We start from the raw sequence: 18,520 nt of genomic DNA on the forward strand, positions 1-18,520 counted from the left end.
TCGACCGCACACTCACTTTATAACGGCACGACGTGCCGTTATTTCCATCAATCTACCGCCCGCTCGCCCAATAACGGCACCCCGTGCCGTTAATTCCATCAATCTACCGCCCGCTCGCCCAATAACGGCACCCCGTGGTTACTACTTAGGTAGTCCTAAACCGAAACTGTCCACGAAGAACGGATATGAGTGAATCATGCAAAGGAAGAGATTGTTTCAGAAGTGTGGAAATAAACCCGCGAATACTGGCAAACTGCTTTCCGCCAAGAGCCGTCCGAAAGCATCCGGATATTTTCTGTTTCACTTTGGACATGCGAATATCGCGTTCTGCCTGGTTGTTATCGAAAGGAATACGCACATCATAAAGAAAGCGAAGAATCGCCCCTTTGTGTTTTATGAACCGATGTCCAAGATTTGCCGCTTTGCTCTTGCATTTTCGTCCGCGAGGCCCTGTTTTCTCAGGCACCAGATCTTTGGCCCATTCCGTTTTCCCTAACGCCAAAATGTCGTCGTATTGCTGGTCGATCTCGGCGAGGACTTTATCCGACAAAGGGATACCAGCAATTCGTGCCTCTTTGGCCAACCCCCAGCTTCGACGAAGCAGCTCTTTCATGTCGACGGGCCACTGGTGCTTATCGTGATCAGCAATCCCCTGGCATTCCCGCATGAGATGCGCGTTACACAAAGCGTGGGAATACTTGAAGTCTGATTTGAAATAGGCCGTGCAACAGTCATGAACCACAATTCCGGTGTAAGTGGGCAATACACCCATTTCTACGATTGCTGGCCCGCATCGCTTCTCGTTCATATGCAGCAACGTCCATTTGGCGCTCGAATGCGTATGAAGATGCTGCTGTTTCCCATTCAAACGCATGGGCGTTTCATCGCAATGGATGAAAGGCTCGTTGCGAAGATGCGCTTGAATCAACGGCTCCTGTTCTGCTATACAGTTTGCCATGCTCTTCAGTTGTTCAAGCAAGGTCTTTTGGCTAGGGCGATACCCGGTCAGATCGAAAAAGAATTGTGTAATGCGTTGCAAGGGCAGCAATTGATAGCCGCTCAAATAAGCCGTCCATGCTGCGAAGCTATCCCCATACTGTACAGGTGCCTTCACCGCAGCAGGAAACTCGGCCCGTTGCAACGTGTGGCAGCACGGGCAGCGCTTTTCTTCTACGCGATGTTCGGTGGTAACAAGCGGAGTGAGAGGTAAGTCAAGTACTTGTCTTTTGATCCAGCCTTGCACAGGCACATCCGCTAAGGAGAGCTTGCAGTTCTTGCAAGCAGGCAAAGCATGAACGATGACTTCGTCAGGCACCAGGCTAAAACGAAGCGTGTGGCCTTCGTGCCCCTTGGGCGCTCCTTTGTTACCCCCAGGCTGACGCAGATTGTTCTTTTTTCGCAGTCCGTCACTCGATGGCGGTTTGCTGCTGTTATTGCTATTTTGACCAAGCTGTCGTTCTAACTCGTGCACACGCTTCTCTAATTTATTAATTTGAACAGCTTGTGTTTCTACCATTTCGGTCAGTTTCTCATTTTGTGCCAGAAGCGCAGAGATGAAGCCTGCAATCTCGGTATCCCCTTTACTCACATGTAATACCTGTTGCGGAGTTAGCTTCATTGTTCTTGCTCCCTTCACAGATTCTATATAAGAAATACTTCTACATGCAGCACCAAAAATCCTTTAAAACAGAAAAAAAGTCTCCTTTGGATTAAGGAGACCTAAGTAGTAACCACCGCGTGCCGCTATTCCACGTTCATCCACCCAAAACCCTGAAATAACGGCACCGCGTGCCGCTATTCCACGTAATCTACCGCCCGCTCGCCTAATAACGGCACCCCGTGCCGTTATTTCCGCCAATCTACTGCCCGCTCGCCGCTGAACTTCTCCCTATGTTCTGCCAACCCGCTCCACAAATAAAAAAGCTACCCACCGGTCGCATAGACCGAATGGGTAGTCCCTAGTAACTGCGCTATGGTTATTGTTTATCCTTATCCGGAAGCTGCTTAACGTAACTGTCGGATAGATTAAGCAGTTTTAGCGCATGATCATACTGCTCCTGCGTTGCCCCGCCCGGCGCGTCCGCTTGAGGATCAAACGGGTAATTCGTTCCATCGTCGTACGCGATTCCCGGAACGAATACTTCGCGATCCGTCACGATCGATCCCGACGGAAGGAAGTGCCTCATCGGCAATACGTTCGCGGTTTGATTCAACAGGTCTTGCCCGAAATGAATCTGGTTCGCGATCGACACGCCCGTCAAGTTGGCCACCGTCGGCAAAATATCGATCTGCCCGCCCGTCTTCTCGATCACCGCAGGAAAAGTGACTCCCGGCGCGTGCATGACCAGAGGGATATTGAACATATCGGCATAGCCATAGTCGTGGCCGAGAAGCTTCTTCATCGCTTCATGCTCGTTGTCATCCAACGAGTACACGGGAAGACCTTGATGGTCCCCGTATAGCAGGACGATGCTGTCCTCCCATAGCCCGCTCTGTTTCAAGTTGTCGATGAATACTCCCAACGCCTTATCAGAGTAATTCTGAGCTTGGATATACCGTCCGACCAAAGTGTCCTCCAGATTGTCGGGAAGCTTGAAGCTTACTTTATCTGCCGGAATGTTATACGGATGGTGCGAGCTCATGCTAATAACCTGGGCGTAGAACGGGCGACCGCTCGCGCTGATGTTTTTCAGCTCCTCGAACGTTTTCGCGTATAGAATCTCGTCCGACGCTCCGAATGCGACATGGTCTCCGTCGCCGAAGAAGCTTTTGTCGTAGTACCGTTCCCAGCCGACCGCATCGTACAGCTCGCGGCGGTTCCAGAACTCGACCTCGTTCGTGTGGAACGTAGCCGTCGTATACCCCGCTTCGCCCAGCAGCTTAGGCAAGCTAGGCAAATCTTTTTTCACGTTGTCCTTAGTCGCAGGTTCATGTTTAGGTACGTATAACGACGTATTCACCACGTATTCCGCATCGGACGTCGTGCCTTGGCCGACCATGGTGTAGAAATGATTATAATGGAAGTTTTCGTTAGCCAGCTTGTTCATGTTCGGAGTCACTTCTTGACCGTCAACCTTCAGGCCGATCAGGAAATTCTGGAACGACTCCATCTGAATGATGATGACGTTTTTCCCTTTGTTCGCTCCGAAAAACTGCGGATTAGACACGCCGTTAACGCCTTTGAGTTCATCGATGGCAGGCTGCGTAATATCCTCCATCTCCACCATTTCCGCATCATCCGTGCTGTCGGCGAATATGGTGTACACCTCGTAATTCAGTATACCCATTTCCTCCGCTTGCTTGATCTCGTTCATGCTCGCCCGATTCGGCCAAATGCTGAAGAAGCACAGCGCGACCGATACGATGAAGAGCACGGACAGCGCGGTTCTGCTGATCGGCTTCAAGCTCATTTGGATTTTTTTGGATTTCTTGTTCATCCACAAAGGAATGGCTATGAGGACGATAACGTCCACGAAAATCAGCAAGTAATAGGGGTCCATGAGCGAATAAGTACTGTTGCCGACCTTGGTCACTTTATCGGCTTGGCTGAGCGCATGGTAAGTGACGATTACGCCATAATATTTGTAATACATAAGTACCGTAAAATAGAGAAGCGTGAATAGTAGATTAGCAATCGTATAATAAAGAAGCTTCCTCTTCTTGGCGAACCATTCGATCATGCAGAATACGAGCCAGAAAAACGGGATCTCCGTCAGCATCGTCTCCCAGGACGGTCCGTCTTCGAATACGACGAACCACGCTAAACTACACTTAAATAGTAGAAGCAAAGTAAAAAGCATAAACCGCCGATTACCTAGCTTGATCAATAAGCCCATTGTTTCATCCCTTTCCGTGAACCGTCACCTTACTCTATAATCTACTAAAAATATACGCCGGAGTTCCTAAAGATTTTCTTAAAAACGACAAACAATCCGCGATTTATTCGCGGAAGCGGGCCGTAAACGATTCGTATTCGCATATTAGTTATATAATCATAACAATTATATGTCAATATCTATTCTCGAACGACCCATGTTATACTTAACCTAACCACTACACCAAGGTAACAGAGGGTGAGCGTATGAGAACGGAATTGCTGGACACGGTATCCGAATGTTTTATGACCGCAGTTCCTTTGATCAAGAAGAAACTGTTTCGATCTTTTTCCCTGGATAACATCCCCTTTCAATTATCCCGTTCGAATTTGGAAGTATTGTTATCCTTATATGAATTGCGCAGCGCAAGCGTAACCGAGCTATGTAACCAATTGCGCATTTCGCGTCCGAACATGACTCCCTTGATCGATAAGCTGGTGTATCACGAACTCGCCGAGCGAACGACGAGCACGGAAGACCGCAGAGTCGTGAAGATCGCGATCACGTCCGGCGGGGATCAATTATGCAAGGACTTGCAAAAGAGGCTTACCGAACAAATCAGATTAAAGTTGGATTCATTGAATGACGACGACCTGCTTGAATTGAGGAAGTGCATGGCCTCTCTGCAGTCCATCGCTTCCAAAATACAATGGTGACCGTCCCCGACGACAAAGAAGCGAAGAGCCTGTGAACCTTGGCCCTTCGCTCCTTGTCATTCCCGCTTGGCCAGCTTCTCCTGCGCCAGCCTGATCATCTCGCGCACCATCGCGCCCCCGATCGTTCCGCCCACCTGCCCGGCTTCTTCGGTCGTCAATTGGCCGTTGCGGCCTCGTTGCAACGGGACGCCCAGCTCCTCGGCGACTTCGTATTTCACGTCGTCCGGTCTTGCCGGATTAACGGAGTAGCCTTCCTTGCTCATCACTTCCGCCTTGAAAGCACTCACTCCTTCTTCGGCGCCCGGCACTACTAGCTTCCGTCTTCTTGCCATCATCCAGCCTCCTCATCCGTTCGGATCATCGTCGGGATTACTTCGCGTTTCGATCCTATCGTACCCGGATATGCCGGAAATATTCGATTTTGCTCGTACGCCCTAATCTCCGTATTCCGTTACCCACTTCTCGTACATCAGGTCGAGCTCGGCTAGGATAACTTCGCGCTCCGCCCATTTTCTCTCAAGCTCCATCGAATCTTGTTGTTCCGCCAACTCGCTCAACCGGACTTCCAAATGAATCAAGCGCTGTTCCAAAGCGGCGATCTCTTTTTCCAGCATCGGTTGTCCCGGCTCGGAGTTTTTCTCGTTGTCGCGTGACGATTTCTTCCGGAAGGAAGTTTTCTTCGAGGGCGAACTCGTTTCCCTCGACAGTTTCCCTTCCGTTGCGTCCTTCCGCCTGCTCTTGGCTTTATAATCATCGAAATTGCCCAAATACAGGTTGATGCGCCCTTGATCGAGCTCCCAGATTGTCCGGGACAACCGGTTAACCAAGTAACGGTCGTGGGTAATCGCCACTATCGTTCCCGGAAATTCCTCCAGCGCTTCTTCCAAAGCTTCCCTGGACGCGATATCCATATGATTCGTCGGTTCGTCCAAGATCAAGAGGTTCGGCTTGCGAATGACGATAAGCGCTAGCCTAAGCCGCGTCCACTCTCCCCCGGACAATAAGCTCAGCGGTTTAAAGACTTCAGCGCCGTAGAAAAGGTAGGCTGCAAGCCGCGATCTCGCTTCCCCCTCTTCCATGCCGGCCTCCTGACGGAAAAATTCCAGCACGGACAGTTTCGGATCGTCCGGGTATTGCTGCTGGGCAAGATAACCGATTTGGACCCGCGCTCCTAACTCCACTTGCCCCTCATCCGCTTTTTCTTGGCCTAGAATAATTTTAAGCAGCGTCGACTTGCCCGAGCCGTTGCGCCCGATCAGCATCACTCTTTCTCCATATTCCACGCTGCCGGATACCTGATCCAGCACCGTGGAATTCCCGAACCTTTTGCTGACCGACTCGAACTCGATCACGCGCTTCCCCGACCGATCTAGCGGCTGCAGCCCGAACTCGGCTTCCTTGCGGTCGATAGCCGGGCGCTTCAATTTCTCTATCCGATCCAACGCTTTCTGCATGGAAGCCGCCCTGCGGAAAAATTTCTCGTTGCCGCCGACCTTCCCCCATTCCATCAACTGCTTAATCGTTTCCCTCATCTTCTTAAGCTTCTTTTGCTGTTCTTGATAATCGGCGAATTCCTGCAGCAATCGGACTTCCTTTTCCTTTACGTATTTCGTATAGTTCGCATGGTAGACGGAGGATACCCCGTCCTCCAGCTCGAGGATCTTCGTAACGACCCGATCCAGGAAATAACGATCGTGCGATACGATCAAGCAAGCTCCTTCGTATTTGGCCAGAAACTCCTCCAGCCATTCGACTCCGTCCAGATCCAAATGGTTCGTCGGCTCGTCGAGAAGCAGCAAGTCGGGTTTGCCGATCAACTGCGAAGCTAAGCCGACCTTCGTCTTCTCTCCTCCGGACAAGGAGCGATACTCTCGCGCATACCAATCCCGCTCGATTCCCAAGCCGTTAGCTACTTGCTCGATACGCGCGTCCAACTCATAGCCGCCCTCACGCTCGAACAATTCCTGAAGCGCCGAGTATTGTACCAGCAACGCCTCCAACCTTTCCGGTTGGGTCGCGGCTTCCGGTTCCGACATTTTCCCCTCTATTACGGTCATCTCGGAGCGGCAATCAAGAAGCTCCCGATAGCTTAGCGCCAATACGTCATAGACGGTCCTGTCGGCCGCTTCCGCAGGGATCTGCTCCAGATAGCCGATTCGGGCGTCTTTCCGGACGGTCAGCATCCCGGCATCGGGAGTATCCAACTTAGACACCATGCGCAGCAGAGTCGATTTACCGCTTCCGTTGCGGCCGACGAGCCCTATCTTCTCTCCATAGCGAAGCTCGAAAGTCACGTTCTCCAAAATAAGCTGCGCGCCGTTGTATTTTTTTACGTTTTGACAATTTATCGTTAACATGATGGAACCTCCAATATTGGAAAGGACCCACCTACCTGCAAGCACAACAAAAAGGACGCAGGGAAAATTCCCTACGCCCGTTCGGATTATCCGCTCTGGTTAAGGTAGGAGCCTTTTCTCGAGTTGTGAAATCGTATGGTTGGCAGCGGACAGACTTCTCCCGTCTTTGAGCAAACCATGAACGATGCCAGCCATCGCGATGGGCAGCCGGCTAACTTGGTTATTCACGAACTCTCGATTCATCCTACCTTCACCTCCTTAAAAGTCATTACCCCGAGGATACCATTTAACGCTTATATATCGCAAGTCCGCAGCTCTAATATCATTAAATCTTTATATGATTATGTTACGATTTACATCCTTATAAATGAAGCTGTCCGGTGTGGGAAGAGCCGGTCCAGAGCGGACGTACTCGCGCATTTATGAGGGAGAGGAGAGAGGATGTTAAGGCGTCGGATCATCGGACTCCACGTAACGTTTAAGAGCATCCAGCTTATTCTCCCAATACCGCTCGTAGAAAGCGAGCCAGCGCTTCAGTTCGAGAAGAGGGTCCGCATCCAACCGGTATCTCGTTTCCCTGCCGACCTTCCTTTCCTTCACGAGCCCCGCGTCGGCCAGAATACGCAGATGCTTGGATACCGCGGTACGGGTCATCGGAAAATGGCCGCTGATGGCGGTCACCGGCATCTCCTGATCGACGAGCAAACGGAGCAGCCCCCGACGAGTAGGATCGGCGATCGCTTGGAAAACGTCATGCTTCTGCGGAGATACCGCCGCGTTATTGTTGGACATATGCTCCCAGCTTTTGCACCAAGCCGACCCAGCCCTGATTCATCCGATCGCGAACGACGTCGTGCGGTTCTCCGAATTCCGTTGCCCCTTCCGCGGACCAACCGCCATGGATCAACGTGAATTCCGTTTGTCCTCCCCGTTCGATCAATTCGAACGTAAGCGTCCAATCTTTGCCCCAGTTAAAAGAAAGACGGTTAGGCGGATCGATTAAAGTCACTTTGCAAGGCGATTTGCCGAACGGACCTGCGTTGATATGAAATTCATGGCCCAGGACAGGCTCGAAGTCGTTCGGCATGAACCAGGCCGCAATTCCTTCCGCGGTGGCGACGGCTGCCCATACCTTCTGAATAGGAGCATTGAACAATTGGGTTTGATGGATATCGGGTAATGGATTCTGCGTGGTATCGGACATTTTGTTTACCTCCCATTATAGGAAACCTTTTGGTTTCGTATTGATTATATGACACCGTTTGGTTTCACGTCAACCTTCGCCTATTCCCGACTCGCGCGAACACATGACGCATGAACAACCAACTCAACAACGGCGAACTGCCTACGAAGAGCAACAGCACGTTCATGACTAACGGCTCTCGGCTTATATAGATCGTACACATAAAGATCGCCATTCCCGTCATTCTGCCCAAGTTCAGCGCCAACTCCCTGACAACGACGTACTCGACCCGCTGCCGGACGCTGTCGTCGTCTTGTCCGATGAGATCGAATGCCGTAGAGGTCATCGGAAGCATATAGAGCGGCAAGAACAGCGCGGCGCCCACTCCGAATATAAGCAGCGTCGTAAAACTGATACCGAAGAAAAGAGGGAAAATAGCGGCAATCAGAGCTATCGCGCCTATCCTCATTCCTTGATTGCGCCAAGCGGGCTTCAACCATTTCCCTACCGCGAAGAAACTAACGAACGACACGACGGACGTGATCAACGCGAAATTCCCTAGCTGCATTTCGCTTCCCGTTTGAACGTAGACGAGAATTCCGATCATGATCCCGAAGACGCTCTCCCGTATTCCCTGGCTGGCAAGCGCTCCTAAAGCAGGTCGCCATACCGTATTCAGATTACGCAGGAGACGATACGGCCATTCCCAGTCGTATTGTCCTTCCGTCTTCCGATTGCGGAGAAAGAAGCTTACCGCGATCCCTACCACGAAGATGCAGAACGAGAGGATGAATATTGCTCTATAACCGCTTTCTCCCCCCATGCGCGAGATCAAGTAACCGGAGCTCCAGGGAACGATCATGCCGACGAGTGCTCCAATTACGCCCGACAGTCCGTTAAACCTGTCCCTGTTGCCGGCATCCGTGATTTCGAAATAAACGACGTTAAAAGCGAGCCAGAACATCCCGTTCGCTACCCCCTGAAGCATTCCGAGCAGCCATACGTAGTGGATGGCCTGACTTCCGAGCAGCAGCACCGAAGCATAGAACACGGCCGAAAACCCGATTCCCAGCCTCAACACGATCATTTTGTTGCCTTCTTTCACGCTGTTGCCGGCGATCCAGAACGTCAATCCCATGAAGAGATGGCTGAACAGCGAAAACCAACCGATCCTTAGAAAATCATTAGCCGCTTTCCATATGTATACTCCGAAGTAAGTGCCGGATAATGCGCTAGCCGTAATGAAGAGACCGTTGACCGCAAGCAGCAGCAGCGTCTGTCGATCTAATTTTCCGGAACGGCTAGCCGAACGTCGTGCTTTAACCATATGCGCCTCCTCTGTCCCAACGGCTTCGTGCCACCGTAATAACCTACCCAAAAAAGCCGCAAAAAAACAACCAAGGAGGATGCCGTATCAAAAGGCATAACCTTGGTTGTTCTCGATTAATCGCGATTTCATTCGGGACGTTCGATGGCGAAAACATCGCCTAGCTTGGCGTAGGAGCTGCCGGCAAGCCGGCTGACCGGCGCTAGCTTACCGGGGTCGATATGCCCTCTATCGTATAATGTGTCATCTACGTGAAAACATACGATCCGACCGATCAGCAGGTCGCATGCCGGAGATCGTCCGTCGCCGCCGAGCGGAATAGCTTGCTCCAGTATGCATTCCATGCGGATTCTGGCTTCCGCAACTCCCGGAACGGTTATTTTCTCGCTGGCAACCGGCGTCAGTCCGGCTAGCGAAACCTCGCTCTCTTCCGGGGGAAGATTGGCTGCCGTAACATTGATCTGACTAACATAAGACTCATCCGAGATATGAACGACAAATTCGCCAGTCTCGATTGCATTTCTCGAAGTATCCTTGCGTTCCCCGTTTTTCCTCTGTACGGATATGGATACCATGGGCGGATTAGCCGTCACGATATTGAAATAGCTGTAAGGAGCCGCGTTCAATACGCCATCGGACGACAAGGTGGTAACGAAGGCGATCGGCCTAGGGATGATGCTTCCGATCATAAGCTTGTAATTGTCCCGTTCGCTCTGGTCGGCGGGATCGATCGTTATCATGACTGCTCCTCCTCGAACCGCGTTCGGAACCAAGCAGCGGCTGCATCTACTTCGGTAGAGGTTAACCGGTGACCGAACTTCTCCCAATGAACGGTGACGTCCGCTCCGGCACCGTTCAGTAACGCTTTGAGCTCGCGCGTCTCTTGAGGCGAGCAGATCGGGTCGTTGTCTCCCGCGCCGATGAAGATAGGAACCCCCGTAAGATCCGGCAGCTTCATGCCCCTGATAGGGACCATAGGGTGATGAAGAATCGCGCCTTGCAACGCCCCTTTGTAATGGAACAGAAGACTTCCAGCAATATTAGCTCCGTTGGAATAACCGACGGCCACTAGGCGATGACGGTCGAACCCGTATTCAGCCGCGGCTTGATCCAGGAAGTCGTTAAGCTCCTTCGTTCGGAAGACGAGATCCTCGATATCGAACACTCCCTCGGCCAATCTCCGGAAATAACGCGGCATGCCGTTCTCCAGCACGTTGCCTCTCACGCTCAGAACCGAAGACTCCGGCGATATCGCATCTCCTAATTGGAGCAGGTCATGCTCCGTACCGCCCGTTCCGTGCAATAGAACGAGCGTCGGCGCATTCGGGTTAACGCCTTGCTTGAAGATGTGCTTCACCGTTGATCAGCCTCCAATACGCGTACTTGAATAGGGGGCAGCCCTTGCTCGATCTGTTCGCGATGGGCCTCGAACCATTCGGGCAGCATCAACTTCTCGCCCATCGTCTCTGCCGGCTCATCCCGCGCGAATCCCGGAGGATCGGTTGCGATCTCGAACAATATTCCGCCTTCTTCGCGGAAATAGATCGCGTTGAAGTACTGCCTGTCAATGAACGGCGTCGGATGGAACCCGCCCTCTTCTACGACGCTTCTCCAGCGCGCGTGATCCTCGTCGTCTTTCGCCCGCCAAGCGATATGGTGAACCGTACCCGCCCCTCCGATTCCCTGCGCCATCGGGGACACGTTAACGTCGATGATATTGCCTAAATCTCCGGTCGCTTGGAATCTTGCAAAGTCGCCTTCCTCGGCGATTTTCTCCAATCCCATAACCTGTTCCAGCACCGCTGCCGTCCGCGCCGGAGCCGTACTGAACAATACCGCTCCGCCGAAGCCTTTAATCGCTTTGTCGGCAGGCACCCCTCCGAATGCCCATTTGCTTGCCGGACCTTGATCCCGCTCAACGATCTCGATCCGCAATCCGTCCGGGTCGCTCAATTGAACAAGCTGTTCGCCGAATCTCGTCGTTAACGTTACCGGAATATTCAACTTCTCGAAACGCGCTTTCCAGAAATCCAAGCTTCCCGCGGGTACGACGTAAGAAGTGATCCCTACCTGCCCGCCTCCTATGCGTCCTTGGCGCGACGTCGGCCACGGGAAGAACGTAATAACCGTCCCAGGGCTCCCCGCATCATTGCCAAAATACAGGTGGTACACTTCCGGCGCATCGAAATTGATCGTTTTTTTCACGAGCCGCAGTCCGAGTACGCCCGAATAGAAATCTACTGTCTCCTGAGCATTCCTTACGAATGCCGTTACATGGTGAATTCCTGATGTTTGTTGTCTCATTTTTATCGTCTCCTTTAATGATATCGGTTCAAAACGCGTTATAGCTTACGAATTCGCCAACGGGCTTGCGATAGCCGCGCGGTCTTTGATTCGTCGTGTCTTCCTTGCCTATCGTAATCATCATAGCCGGCACGTAAGCGTCGGGAATATTCAACTCCGCGCTAACGGCGGCAGGGTCGAAGCCGATCATCGGGCAAGTATCCCAACCCTTCTCTTTGGCGACCAGCATGAACAGCATCGCCGACAGGCTGGCATTGCGAACGGCTTCGTCCCGCTTGAACGTATCGCCTCTCGATTCGTAAAAGCCGAGCACCGATTCGACGGTCATGTCGTACTCCTGCTTGCTCATTACGCCTAAGTTCAACAAACCTTCATTAATCGGGCCAACGTCCAGATAGGCGTTAGTATTGCCCAGTACAAGGATGACCGCGGATGCCGTCTGCACTTTATATTGCTTATTAGCCGCTTCATACAGCTTGCTTTTCTTTTCGGGATCTGTGACCACGACATAATGGGCGTGCTGCAAGTTAAACGCCGAGGGAGCGTATTTGGTCAGATTGAACATTTCGTTCAGCTCTTGTTCCGGGATTTCTATGTTCGGCACGAACTTCATCGCCGATCTGCGTGACTTCAGAAGGGGTATAAAATCGCTCATGGTTGTGTCTCCTCTTTCTATATTTTACATTAAATTAAAGAATCTCAAAATTAAGATATATGGGATGAGATTAGCGGTTGCGTATGACCGAACCAGCTTGCTTGCCACCGCAACTCGCTATCTGAAACCTTCTTGCGCGTATTTACCCAGCTTCTTGAGCAACAGATTGGCGACTTCCTTCTCCTCGTCCGACAATCCGTTTACGGCTTGATGAATGACTTCGGCATGTTGAGGGAATACGTCGTCGATCAGCTTTTGGCCGTCTTCGGTTAAGTCGGCGTAGATGAGTCGCCGATCTTCCGAGCATGACCTGCGTTGCACGAAACCCTTCTGCTCCAGCTTATCCACGACGTAGGTGATATTGCCGCTGCTCATAAGCACCTTGCCGCCGATCTGCTGCAGAGGCTGGGATCCCTTATGGTAAAGCAACTCGAGAACGCCGAATTCGGTCCGGTTCAGTCCATAGCGCTTAATGTCCCGATCCGCGTGAGCGTTCACCCATTGGCTCGCCCGGCTTAAGGCAATATAGAGATCGAGCGAAACATCGCGTTTGCTTTCCATCCCGTTCGCCTCCTTTCTAAGTTAGCCGTTCTCTCAATTTCATTTATCTTAAATTTAAGATAATACAATTTAAAGGGAATGTCAATACCTTAATAAAAAAAGAAAAGGAGTCCTCGAGAATTCCAGGCTCCTTATCTTCGACGCGTGATACGGGATTATTGTCCAACAAAGGCGTTAAGCATCCAGATATGTTTCTCCAATCCCGTCTTAATGCCGAGCAATAGATCCGCGGTATCCTCGTCGTCCAGCGATTCCGCGATCTTGATGCCTTGCCGAAGTTCTCCAACCAGATGCGAGAAGTCTTCCGCAACCGCGGAAGCCATCCGTTCCGCCGATTCCTCGCCCGTCGCTTCCTTAACGGTCGACAAGCGAAGGCTGTCCGCGTGAGTCGCTACCGGATGGCCGCCAACGGCAAGCAACCTTTCGGCTAACACATCTATATGCCCGGCAGCCTCGGTGTACAGTTCCTCGAATTTCGCATGAAGCGTAAAAAATTGCGGCCCTTTCACGTACCAATGGAAATTATGAAGCTTCATATGAAGAACGTTCCAGTTGGCAATCTGTTGGTTCAAGACGGCGCTTATCGTGATCGTGTTTGTGTTGGTGGTCATGTGAATTGTGAATCCCTCCGCTTAATTTATACTTAATTTATACTTAATCTAAATATAAATTAATGATAACATGGGAACGGAATCCCTTCATGAACTTACCATGAAGGTTCGATGAAGATTCGATGAAGGTCCGGACAAGCCGTAAAGCGCCTTATAGGCACCTCTGTAGGTTTCCCGGGTTTTCGCCGCCCCATACAGATGCGCGATCTGAATCAGTATCGCAAGCGCGAAGGGAGCCTGTCTATTAGTTGAAGTAGCCGACCTCGCATCGATAACCGAGCGGTATGATCTCGGACACGTATCTGCGGATAAGCTCTCTCTCGATTTCCGTAAGGACGGTTCTCGTATGAACGTTGAAATGCAATATCCCCGTATTTAAGTCGTACCTGCTGAAAGCCATCCCGCCGCTCGCGAGCATCGTGTTAATGATCGCCACGATTCCGTATTGATCCAACTCCCGCGTCATTGCCGTCTGCACGATGCTCTCCGGCAGTTCATACGCTTGCGGAACCCGATCCTCTTGAATCTTGGAATATTCCTTGACCTGGTAGCAAACGTATGATGACAAGTAACCCGACGCAAACGACTTCAGCGAGGCGGACTCCTGCTCGGACAGCTTCAAATCATCGTTCCATGCATATATCGTGGCCATGTTTTTCCCGCTTGTATGGGCTCTTACGTATCTCAGCTGCGGATTATGCTTTTTAATCAAGTACTCGGACATCAAACGCGTTCCCATCGCCATCTCTCCTTATTGATCGGGATTAGGAATCTTTCCTCGCGGCATGTTTGCGCTTTCATTTTAAGTGTCGCCTTATATATGTATTCGCCTATTCGAACTTTCAGACAATACTCCGCAGGATTTCAGGTTCCTCTTTTACAATGACCTCGCGGGCTTGCAGAAGCACGTTACCCTATGCGAGACGGCGAAGCCGATACTCGGCTAACGGCGGCGGATCGGAATAAAGCTTGCCCACATCCTCAGCCGCCACCTATCACTTCTTTTTCCAAGGAGGATCCCCTTGTCGATGCAGTGCCTGATTAATACTATAGATGCCCCATGGAACTATAGCGGACAAAACCGCAAGGAGCAAGAGCGATAAGGAAGGCATCCTGCCCGCCAACATTTCCCACAACTATGGTCACCTCTTTGGCTGCGAGTTCTCGATAGAACCGATGATTCTGAGCTTCGTTTTGACGTGAATATTGACCCGCGCACGCGAGAAGAGATTCTCCCCGTGATCCCAATTGTCGTGGATTTTCATCCACGCGCGGTGATGGTTTTCGTTGAGATGCTCTCCCAGCCCAAGAATATCGGACCGGTACTCCTTCTGCGCCTTGTTCAGAACGTCATCCATCGCTTCGGCGATTTTCGCGCTCACTTTGGCCTCGATATCGGCCATGATCTTCGGTTTGAGCAAATCCGCCTGCGTATAGGATTCTCCTACATTGCCGCTGACGGCGACATGGATATCGAATACCGGATGTTCGGGATCGGATACGCTCGCCTTCATTTTGCGACTGGCGCTCTTCAATTCGAACGCGACAAGCTGATTCTCGACGACGATTTCCACGGTCGCCGTCTTGACCGTACCTCTGAAAAAATTTCTCCCCGAAGTCAGATCCGCGCTCAGAAATCCCCTCAGCCTATTGTCGTATCCGTTAAATACGGCAGCGCCGCTAACCTTTATTTTAGTGCCTTCGGCAGAAATCTTGGGCAAGGCATAGCTGTATTCCTCCAGCAAAAACCTGTGCACTTCTCCGATCTTTGTCGGCGGAGTAATCGATTCGCTCTTCTTGGGGTTCTCCGCGGTGGCGTTAATATAGAGGACGGGCAATTTCTCGATTCTGGGCTTTAACTCCAGCAGTTTTCTCGCTTCGCCTTCCGCGATCATAACCTTAGCCGCCCTTCTCATCTCATGATCCCTCAAGAACAGATCCAGCACTTCCTCCAATTTCCCTTCTTTAGCCAATCTTTCCGACACGAGGATGATCTTATTATGCTCCAGATAGGGGGAACGGCTCGATTCGTTGGACATCTTTCTTGCTGCCCGGAACAGCGTGCGGCCTTGTTCCATAACGTTAAGAAATGCCTCCCCCTTCTTCCCGTCCATGTCCGACCCCCCGGTGAAAGCGCTAGGAACCGCATATTGAAAAGTAAGAACGAATTGATTGTTGGCCGCGGCATCGATGGCCGTTCCGATCACGAAGCCCCTCTCCTCGATCTCCACTCTATCCCAGCATCCCGTCAGGATCGCTAAACCGAACAGCCAGCTTATTCCCTTACACGTTCTGCCCATCGCCCTTAACCCCCCGTAGTTTGGCCAGCAACAGCAAGAGGATCGGGAAGCCCCATCCGATCACGATTCCCGCATAACTAATCCACTGCCCGAAAATTTCGAGTTCCTTTACGTTCCGCGGCTGCATAGACAAGAGATAAATAACCGGGCAGAGAAAGACAATCCAGGTTATCCGCTGCGTCTTGGGGAAGACGGAACGCGCGGCCACGATCGTCACGTCGAAGGCCATCGCCGCCGTATTGAATAGGGTCATGACCCATATCGTGAAAAAAATCGATTCGAATCGTTCGAAAAACCCGCCCGGAATTTCCACCTGCTTGGCCAATTCCGCCGTAGGATACAACGTATTCTGCGTAACCGAAGACCCGAAAATGCCAATGACGCTAATAAACACGACGATGTATAAGACAAGCGGGAGCAGCAAACCGGACATAACCGCCCTCACCGTTCGATTCGGCTTGTTGATCCAGATGTTATAGAACAATACGATTTCAAAGCCCAGAAAAGAGAACACGGTACCTTGAGTCGCGAATAAGATATCCTTCCAATCCGTTATGAACATAGGCTTCAGATTATGAAAATTGAAAGCGCCGATATTCATGCCGAATACGACGAGCACCATCAACAGCACGGCCGGCAGGAACAGAAGATTCAAGCGCAGCAAAGAAGCGCTCGAACCTATGACGCCGTAAGCAAGAACCCATAAAAAAACAAACTTATCGCTTCCACGGGCGTTCTGTCGAACAAATACAGCTTCGAGATACTGGCGACGCCTCTCGCCTCGTAGCTGACGAAGAGCATCATATATATCGCGAAAAGCAACGTCGTCATATTCGCGACGGTCTTGTTCGTTACGGCCGCGGCCATATCCCGAAAGCCCTGTTTGGGAAACCGGGTGGTCAGCTTAGCGATCGCCCACCCCATGAACAGCGCGACCGCACCGCCCAGAACGATAGACATCCAGCCGTCCGAGGATTGCGTCATATTGGCCATCGTACGCGGAAGAGTCAGTACGCCGAAGCCGATAACCATGTTGCTTACCCCGAAGGAAACCTCCCTCGTTCCGATCTCGCCATCCCCGTATTCAAAGGATTTCATGATCCGTTCCCTCTTTTGTTAGCGCGGTTAACGTTCTTGGTTTGCATATATTCGGGTCGTTTGGTTAAGAAGGTAATCGGCGCCCGGATGAGCAAGTCTCTCCAGTCATGGGCAAACAACGGAGCGAACGGCGCGGAATAGGGAATGCCGAAGCTCGTCAACCTCACGAGATGAAGGCTGATCATGATAAAAGCGAGAATGATCCCGAAGAGACCCAGAACGCTCGCCGCCAGAATGATCCCGAAACGCAGAATACGAAAAGCAATGCCGGCGCTGTATGAAGGAATTGCAAACGACGCGATAGCCGTAACGGCAACGACGATGACCATGATCGGGCTGACTACCCCCGCTTTTACGGCCGCTTCTCCTATAACCAATCCCCCGACGATACCGATCGTTTGGCCGATCGGCTTAGGCAAGCGTACCCCGGCTTCGCGAAGCAGCTCCAGGGTACCTTCCATGAGCAAGGCTTCGATTAACGCCGGAAAAGGAACCCCCTCCCGCGCGGCGGCGATGGAAAATGCAAGTTTAAATGGGATCATCCCTTGATGAAAAGAAACCAACGCCACATACAACGCCGGGAAAAACAAAGAGATGAACACGGCCAAATATCTAAGCAAACGGATGAGCGAGCCGATGATCCAGCGCTCGTAATAGTCTTCCGGAGACTGAATGAGCGACACGAACGTCGTAGGCAAGAGGAGCACGAAGGGAGTGCCGTCCAGAAGGATCGCCGCTTTGCCTTGTAACAACGCGGCCCGTACTTTATCCGGCCGCTCCGTATGCAGAATTTGCGGGAACGGGGACAGAAAACTGTCCTCGATCCACTGCTCGACCGTCCCGGACTCGGGCGCATCGTCTATGTCCAATGACGCTAATCTTCTCTTCACTTCCTCGACCAAATCGGGATGCATTACCCCTTGAATATAGGCGAGGACAAGGGATTTGCGAGAACGCCTTCCGATCGTGTAGGTATCGAAGAGAAGGTTAATATCCCGAATCCCTTTGCGGACGAGCGCGATATTCGTAGCGATCTCCTCCGTGAAGCCTTCGCGAGGTCCGCGGACCAACGCCTCGGTCGGCGGTTCTTCGACGGACCGTCCCGCCCACATCTGCGTTCCGATAAGCAGCGCGCGATCCTCGCCTTCTATAAATAGAACGGTGTTGCCGGACAGCACGCCATCGATAATCTCATGCCACTTCTCGGTCCGGCTGATTTGATGCGCCGCCAGAATCCCCTTCGACAACTCGGTAAGAATATCTGACTTCTCTCCCGAATCCGTAGTCTGTTCCCGAATCGTCTCCCTATCATGCTGGAGGTTATAGATAATCTGTTCGTGAATGAATTGTTTGTCCGATAATCCGTCGATGCAGATGACCGCGCACATGCGCGGCCCGCCTCCGACCGTCAACACTCTCGTAACGAGATCGCTAGGCGTATGCAGCATGCGTTGCAGGTATCCGATGTTTTCTTGTAAATTGTCGAAAACAAAAGGTTGTGGCCCCGATTTGATCTCGTTCTCGCCGCTCGTCCTGTCGCTCATGCCGAACCCTCTTCCTTACTCTAGGATGCATCTCCTTATCTATGTCCAA

General features: G+C 51.6%; 18 protein-coding genes and 1 pseudogene. 1 reads left to right on the forward strand and 18 read right to left on the reverse strand.

All coding sequences use genetic code 11. The features are described from left to right. Positions 1-145 precede the first annotated feature (145 nt). The gene (tnpC, locus tag FPL14_RS12275; protein ID WP_182303157.1) at positions 146-1,618 is read right to left on the reverse strand and encodes an IS66 family transposase; all 1,473 of its coding nucleotides are present in this window, start codon (positions 1,616-1,618) and stop codon (positions 146-148) included. A gap of 358 nt (positions 1,619-1,976) precedes the next feature. Next, positions 1,977-3,836, reverse strand: a complete 1,860-nt coding sequence (locus FPL14_RS12280) for an LTA synthase family protein (RefSeq protein WP_182303202.1) — start codon at positions 3,834-3,836, stop codon at positions 1,977-1,979. A gap of 245 nt (positions 3,837-4,081) precedes the next feature. Between FPL14_RS12280 and FPL14_RS12285 the strand changes: the two genes are divergently transcribed. Continuing rightward, positions 4,082-4,531, forward strand: coding sequence for a MarR family transcriptional regulator (locus FPL14_RS12285; RefSeq protein WP_182303203.1), 450 nt, complete (start codon positions 4,082-4,084; stop codon positions 4,529-4,531). 56 nt (positions 4,532-4,587) lie between these two features. On the opposite strand, the gene FPL14_RS12290 is transcribed toward FPL14_RS12285, so the two are convergent. From FPL14_RS12290 to FPL14_RS12365, 16 genes and pseudogenes are all read right to left on the reverse strand, one after another. Further along, positions 4,588-4,863 carry an alpha/beta-type small acid-soluble spore protein gene (locus FPL14_RS12290; protein WP_182303970.1) on the reverse strand — a complete coding sequence of 92 codons (276 nt, stop codon included), beginning with the start codon at positions 4,861-4,863 and terminating at the stop codon, positions 4,588-4,590. A 102-nt stretch (positions 4,864-4,965) separates the two neighbouring features. Continuing rightward, on the reverse strand, positions 4,966-6,888 hold the full coding sequence (abc-f, locus tag FPL14_RS12295; protein WP_182303204.1) for a ribosomal protection-like ABC-F family protein: 1,923 nt from the start codon (positions 6,886-6,888) through the stop codon (positions 4,966-4,968). Positions 6,889-6,987: 99 nt separating this feature from the next. After that, positions 6,988-7,131: a hypothetical protein gene (locus FPL14_RS12300; RefSeq protein ID WP_182303205.1), complete on the reverse strand. Its 144-nt coding sequence runs from the start codon at positions 7,129-7,131 to the stop codon at positions 6,988-6,990. Positions 7,132-7,332: 201 nt separating this feature from the next. After that, entirely contained in the window at positions 7,333-7,680 is a 348-nt protein-coding gene (locus FPL14_RS12305) for an ArsR/SmtB family transcription factor (protein ID WP_182303206.1), read from the reverse strand. Further along, positions 7,667-8,092 carry an SRPBCC family protein gene (locus tag FPL14_RS12310; RefSeq protein ID WP_182303207.1) on the reverse strand — a complete coding sequence of 142 codons (426 nt, stop codon included), beginning with the start codon at positions 8,090-8,092 and terminating at the stop codon, positions 7,667-7,669. Before FPL14_RS12310 ends, FPL14_RS12305 begins: the two co-directional genes overlap by 14 nt. A gap of 64 nt (positions 8,093-8,156) precedes the next feature. After that, complete coding sequence (locus FPL14_RS12315; RefSeq protein WP_182303208.1) at positions 8,157-9,398, reverse strand: MFS transporter; 1,242 nt, start codon at positions 9,396-9,398, stop codon at positions 8,157-8,159. A gap of 128 nt (positions 9,399-9,526) precedes the next feature. Next, positions 9,527-10,138, reverse strand: coding sequence for a flavin reductase family protein (locus tag FPL14_RS12320; protein WP_182303209.1), 612 nt, complete (start codon positions 10,136-10,138; stop codon positions 9,527-9,529). Next, positions 10,135-10,755, reverse strand: a complete 621-nt coding sequence (locus FPL14_RS12325; RefSeq protein WP_182303211.1) for an alpha/beta hydrolase — start codon at positions 10,753-10,755, stop codon at positions 10,135-10,137. Before FPL14_RS12325 ends, FPL14_RS12320 begins: the two co-directional genes overlap by 4 nt. Next, positions 10,752-11,702 (reverse strand): ring-cleaving dioxygenase, encoded by a 951-nt coding sequence (locus FPL14_RS12330; protein WP_182303213.1) that lies wholly within the window; start codon positions 11,700-11,702, stop codon positions 10,752-10,754. Before FPL14_RS12330 ends, FPL14_RS12325 begins: the two co-directional genes overlap by 4 nt. 28 nt (positions 11,703-11,730) lie before the next feature. Next, positions 11,731-12,357 carry a nitroreductase family protein gene (locus FPL14_RS12335; protein WP_182303214.1) on the reverse strand — a complete coding sequence of 209 codons (627 nt, stop codon included), beginning with the start codon at positions 12,355-12,357 and terminating at the stop codon, positions 11,731-11,733. Positions 12,358-12,474: 117 nt separating this feature from the next. Continuing rightward, on the reverse strand, positions 12,475-12,918 hold the full coding sequence (locus tag FPL14_RS12340) for a MarR family winged helix-turn-helix transcriptional regulator (RefSeq protein WP_182303216.1): 444 nt from the start codon (positions 12,916-12,918) through the stop codon (positions 12,475-12,477). A 155-nt stretch (positions 12,919-13,073) separates the two neighbouring features. Then, positions 13,074-13,529, reverse strand: a complete 456-nt coding sequence (locus tag FPL14_RS12345) for a Dps family protein (protein WP_182303218.1) — start codon at positions 13,527-13,529, stop codon at positions 13,074-13,076. A 244-nt stretch (positions 13,530-13,773) separates the two neighbouring features. Further along, positions 13,774-14,268 (reverse strand): hypothetical protein, encoded by a 495-nt coding sequence (locus FPL14_RS12350; RefSeq protein ID WP_229263892.1) that lies wholly within the window; start codon positions 14,266-14,268, stop codon positions 13,774-13,776. A gap of 403 nt (positions 14,269-14,671) precedes the next feature. Further along, positions 14,672-15,829 carry a Ger(x)C family spore germination protein gene (locus tag FPL14_RS12355; protein ID WP_182303221.1) on the reverse strand — a complete coding sequence of 386 codons (1,158 nt, stop codon included), beginning with the start codon at positions 15,827-15,829 and terminating at the stop codon, positions 14,672-14,674. Further along, positions 15,813-16,927, reverse strand: a pseudogene (locus FPL14_RS30755) (GerAB/ArcD/ProY family transporter). The gene FPL14_RS12355 and the pseudogene FPL14_RS30755 overlap by 17 nt, the downstream one beginning before the upstream one ends. Continuing rightward, on the reverse strand, positions 16,924-18,471 hold the full coding sequence (locus FPL14_RS12365) for a spore germination protein (RefSeq protein ID WP_182303223.1): 1,548 nt from the start codon (positions 18,469-18,471) through the stop codon (positions 16,924-16,926). The pseudogene FPL14_RS30755 and the gene FPL14_RS12365 overlap by 4 nt, the downstream one beginning before the upstream one ends. Between the last annotated feature and the right edge of the window lie 49 nt (positions 18,472-18,520).

It is taken from the genome of Cohnella cholangitidis (assembly GCF_014107495.1).
Classification (GTDB): Bacteria; Bacillota; Bacilli; order Paenibacillales; family Paenibacillaceae; genus Cohnella; species Cohnella cholangitidis.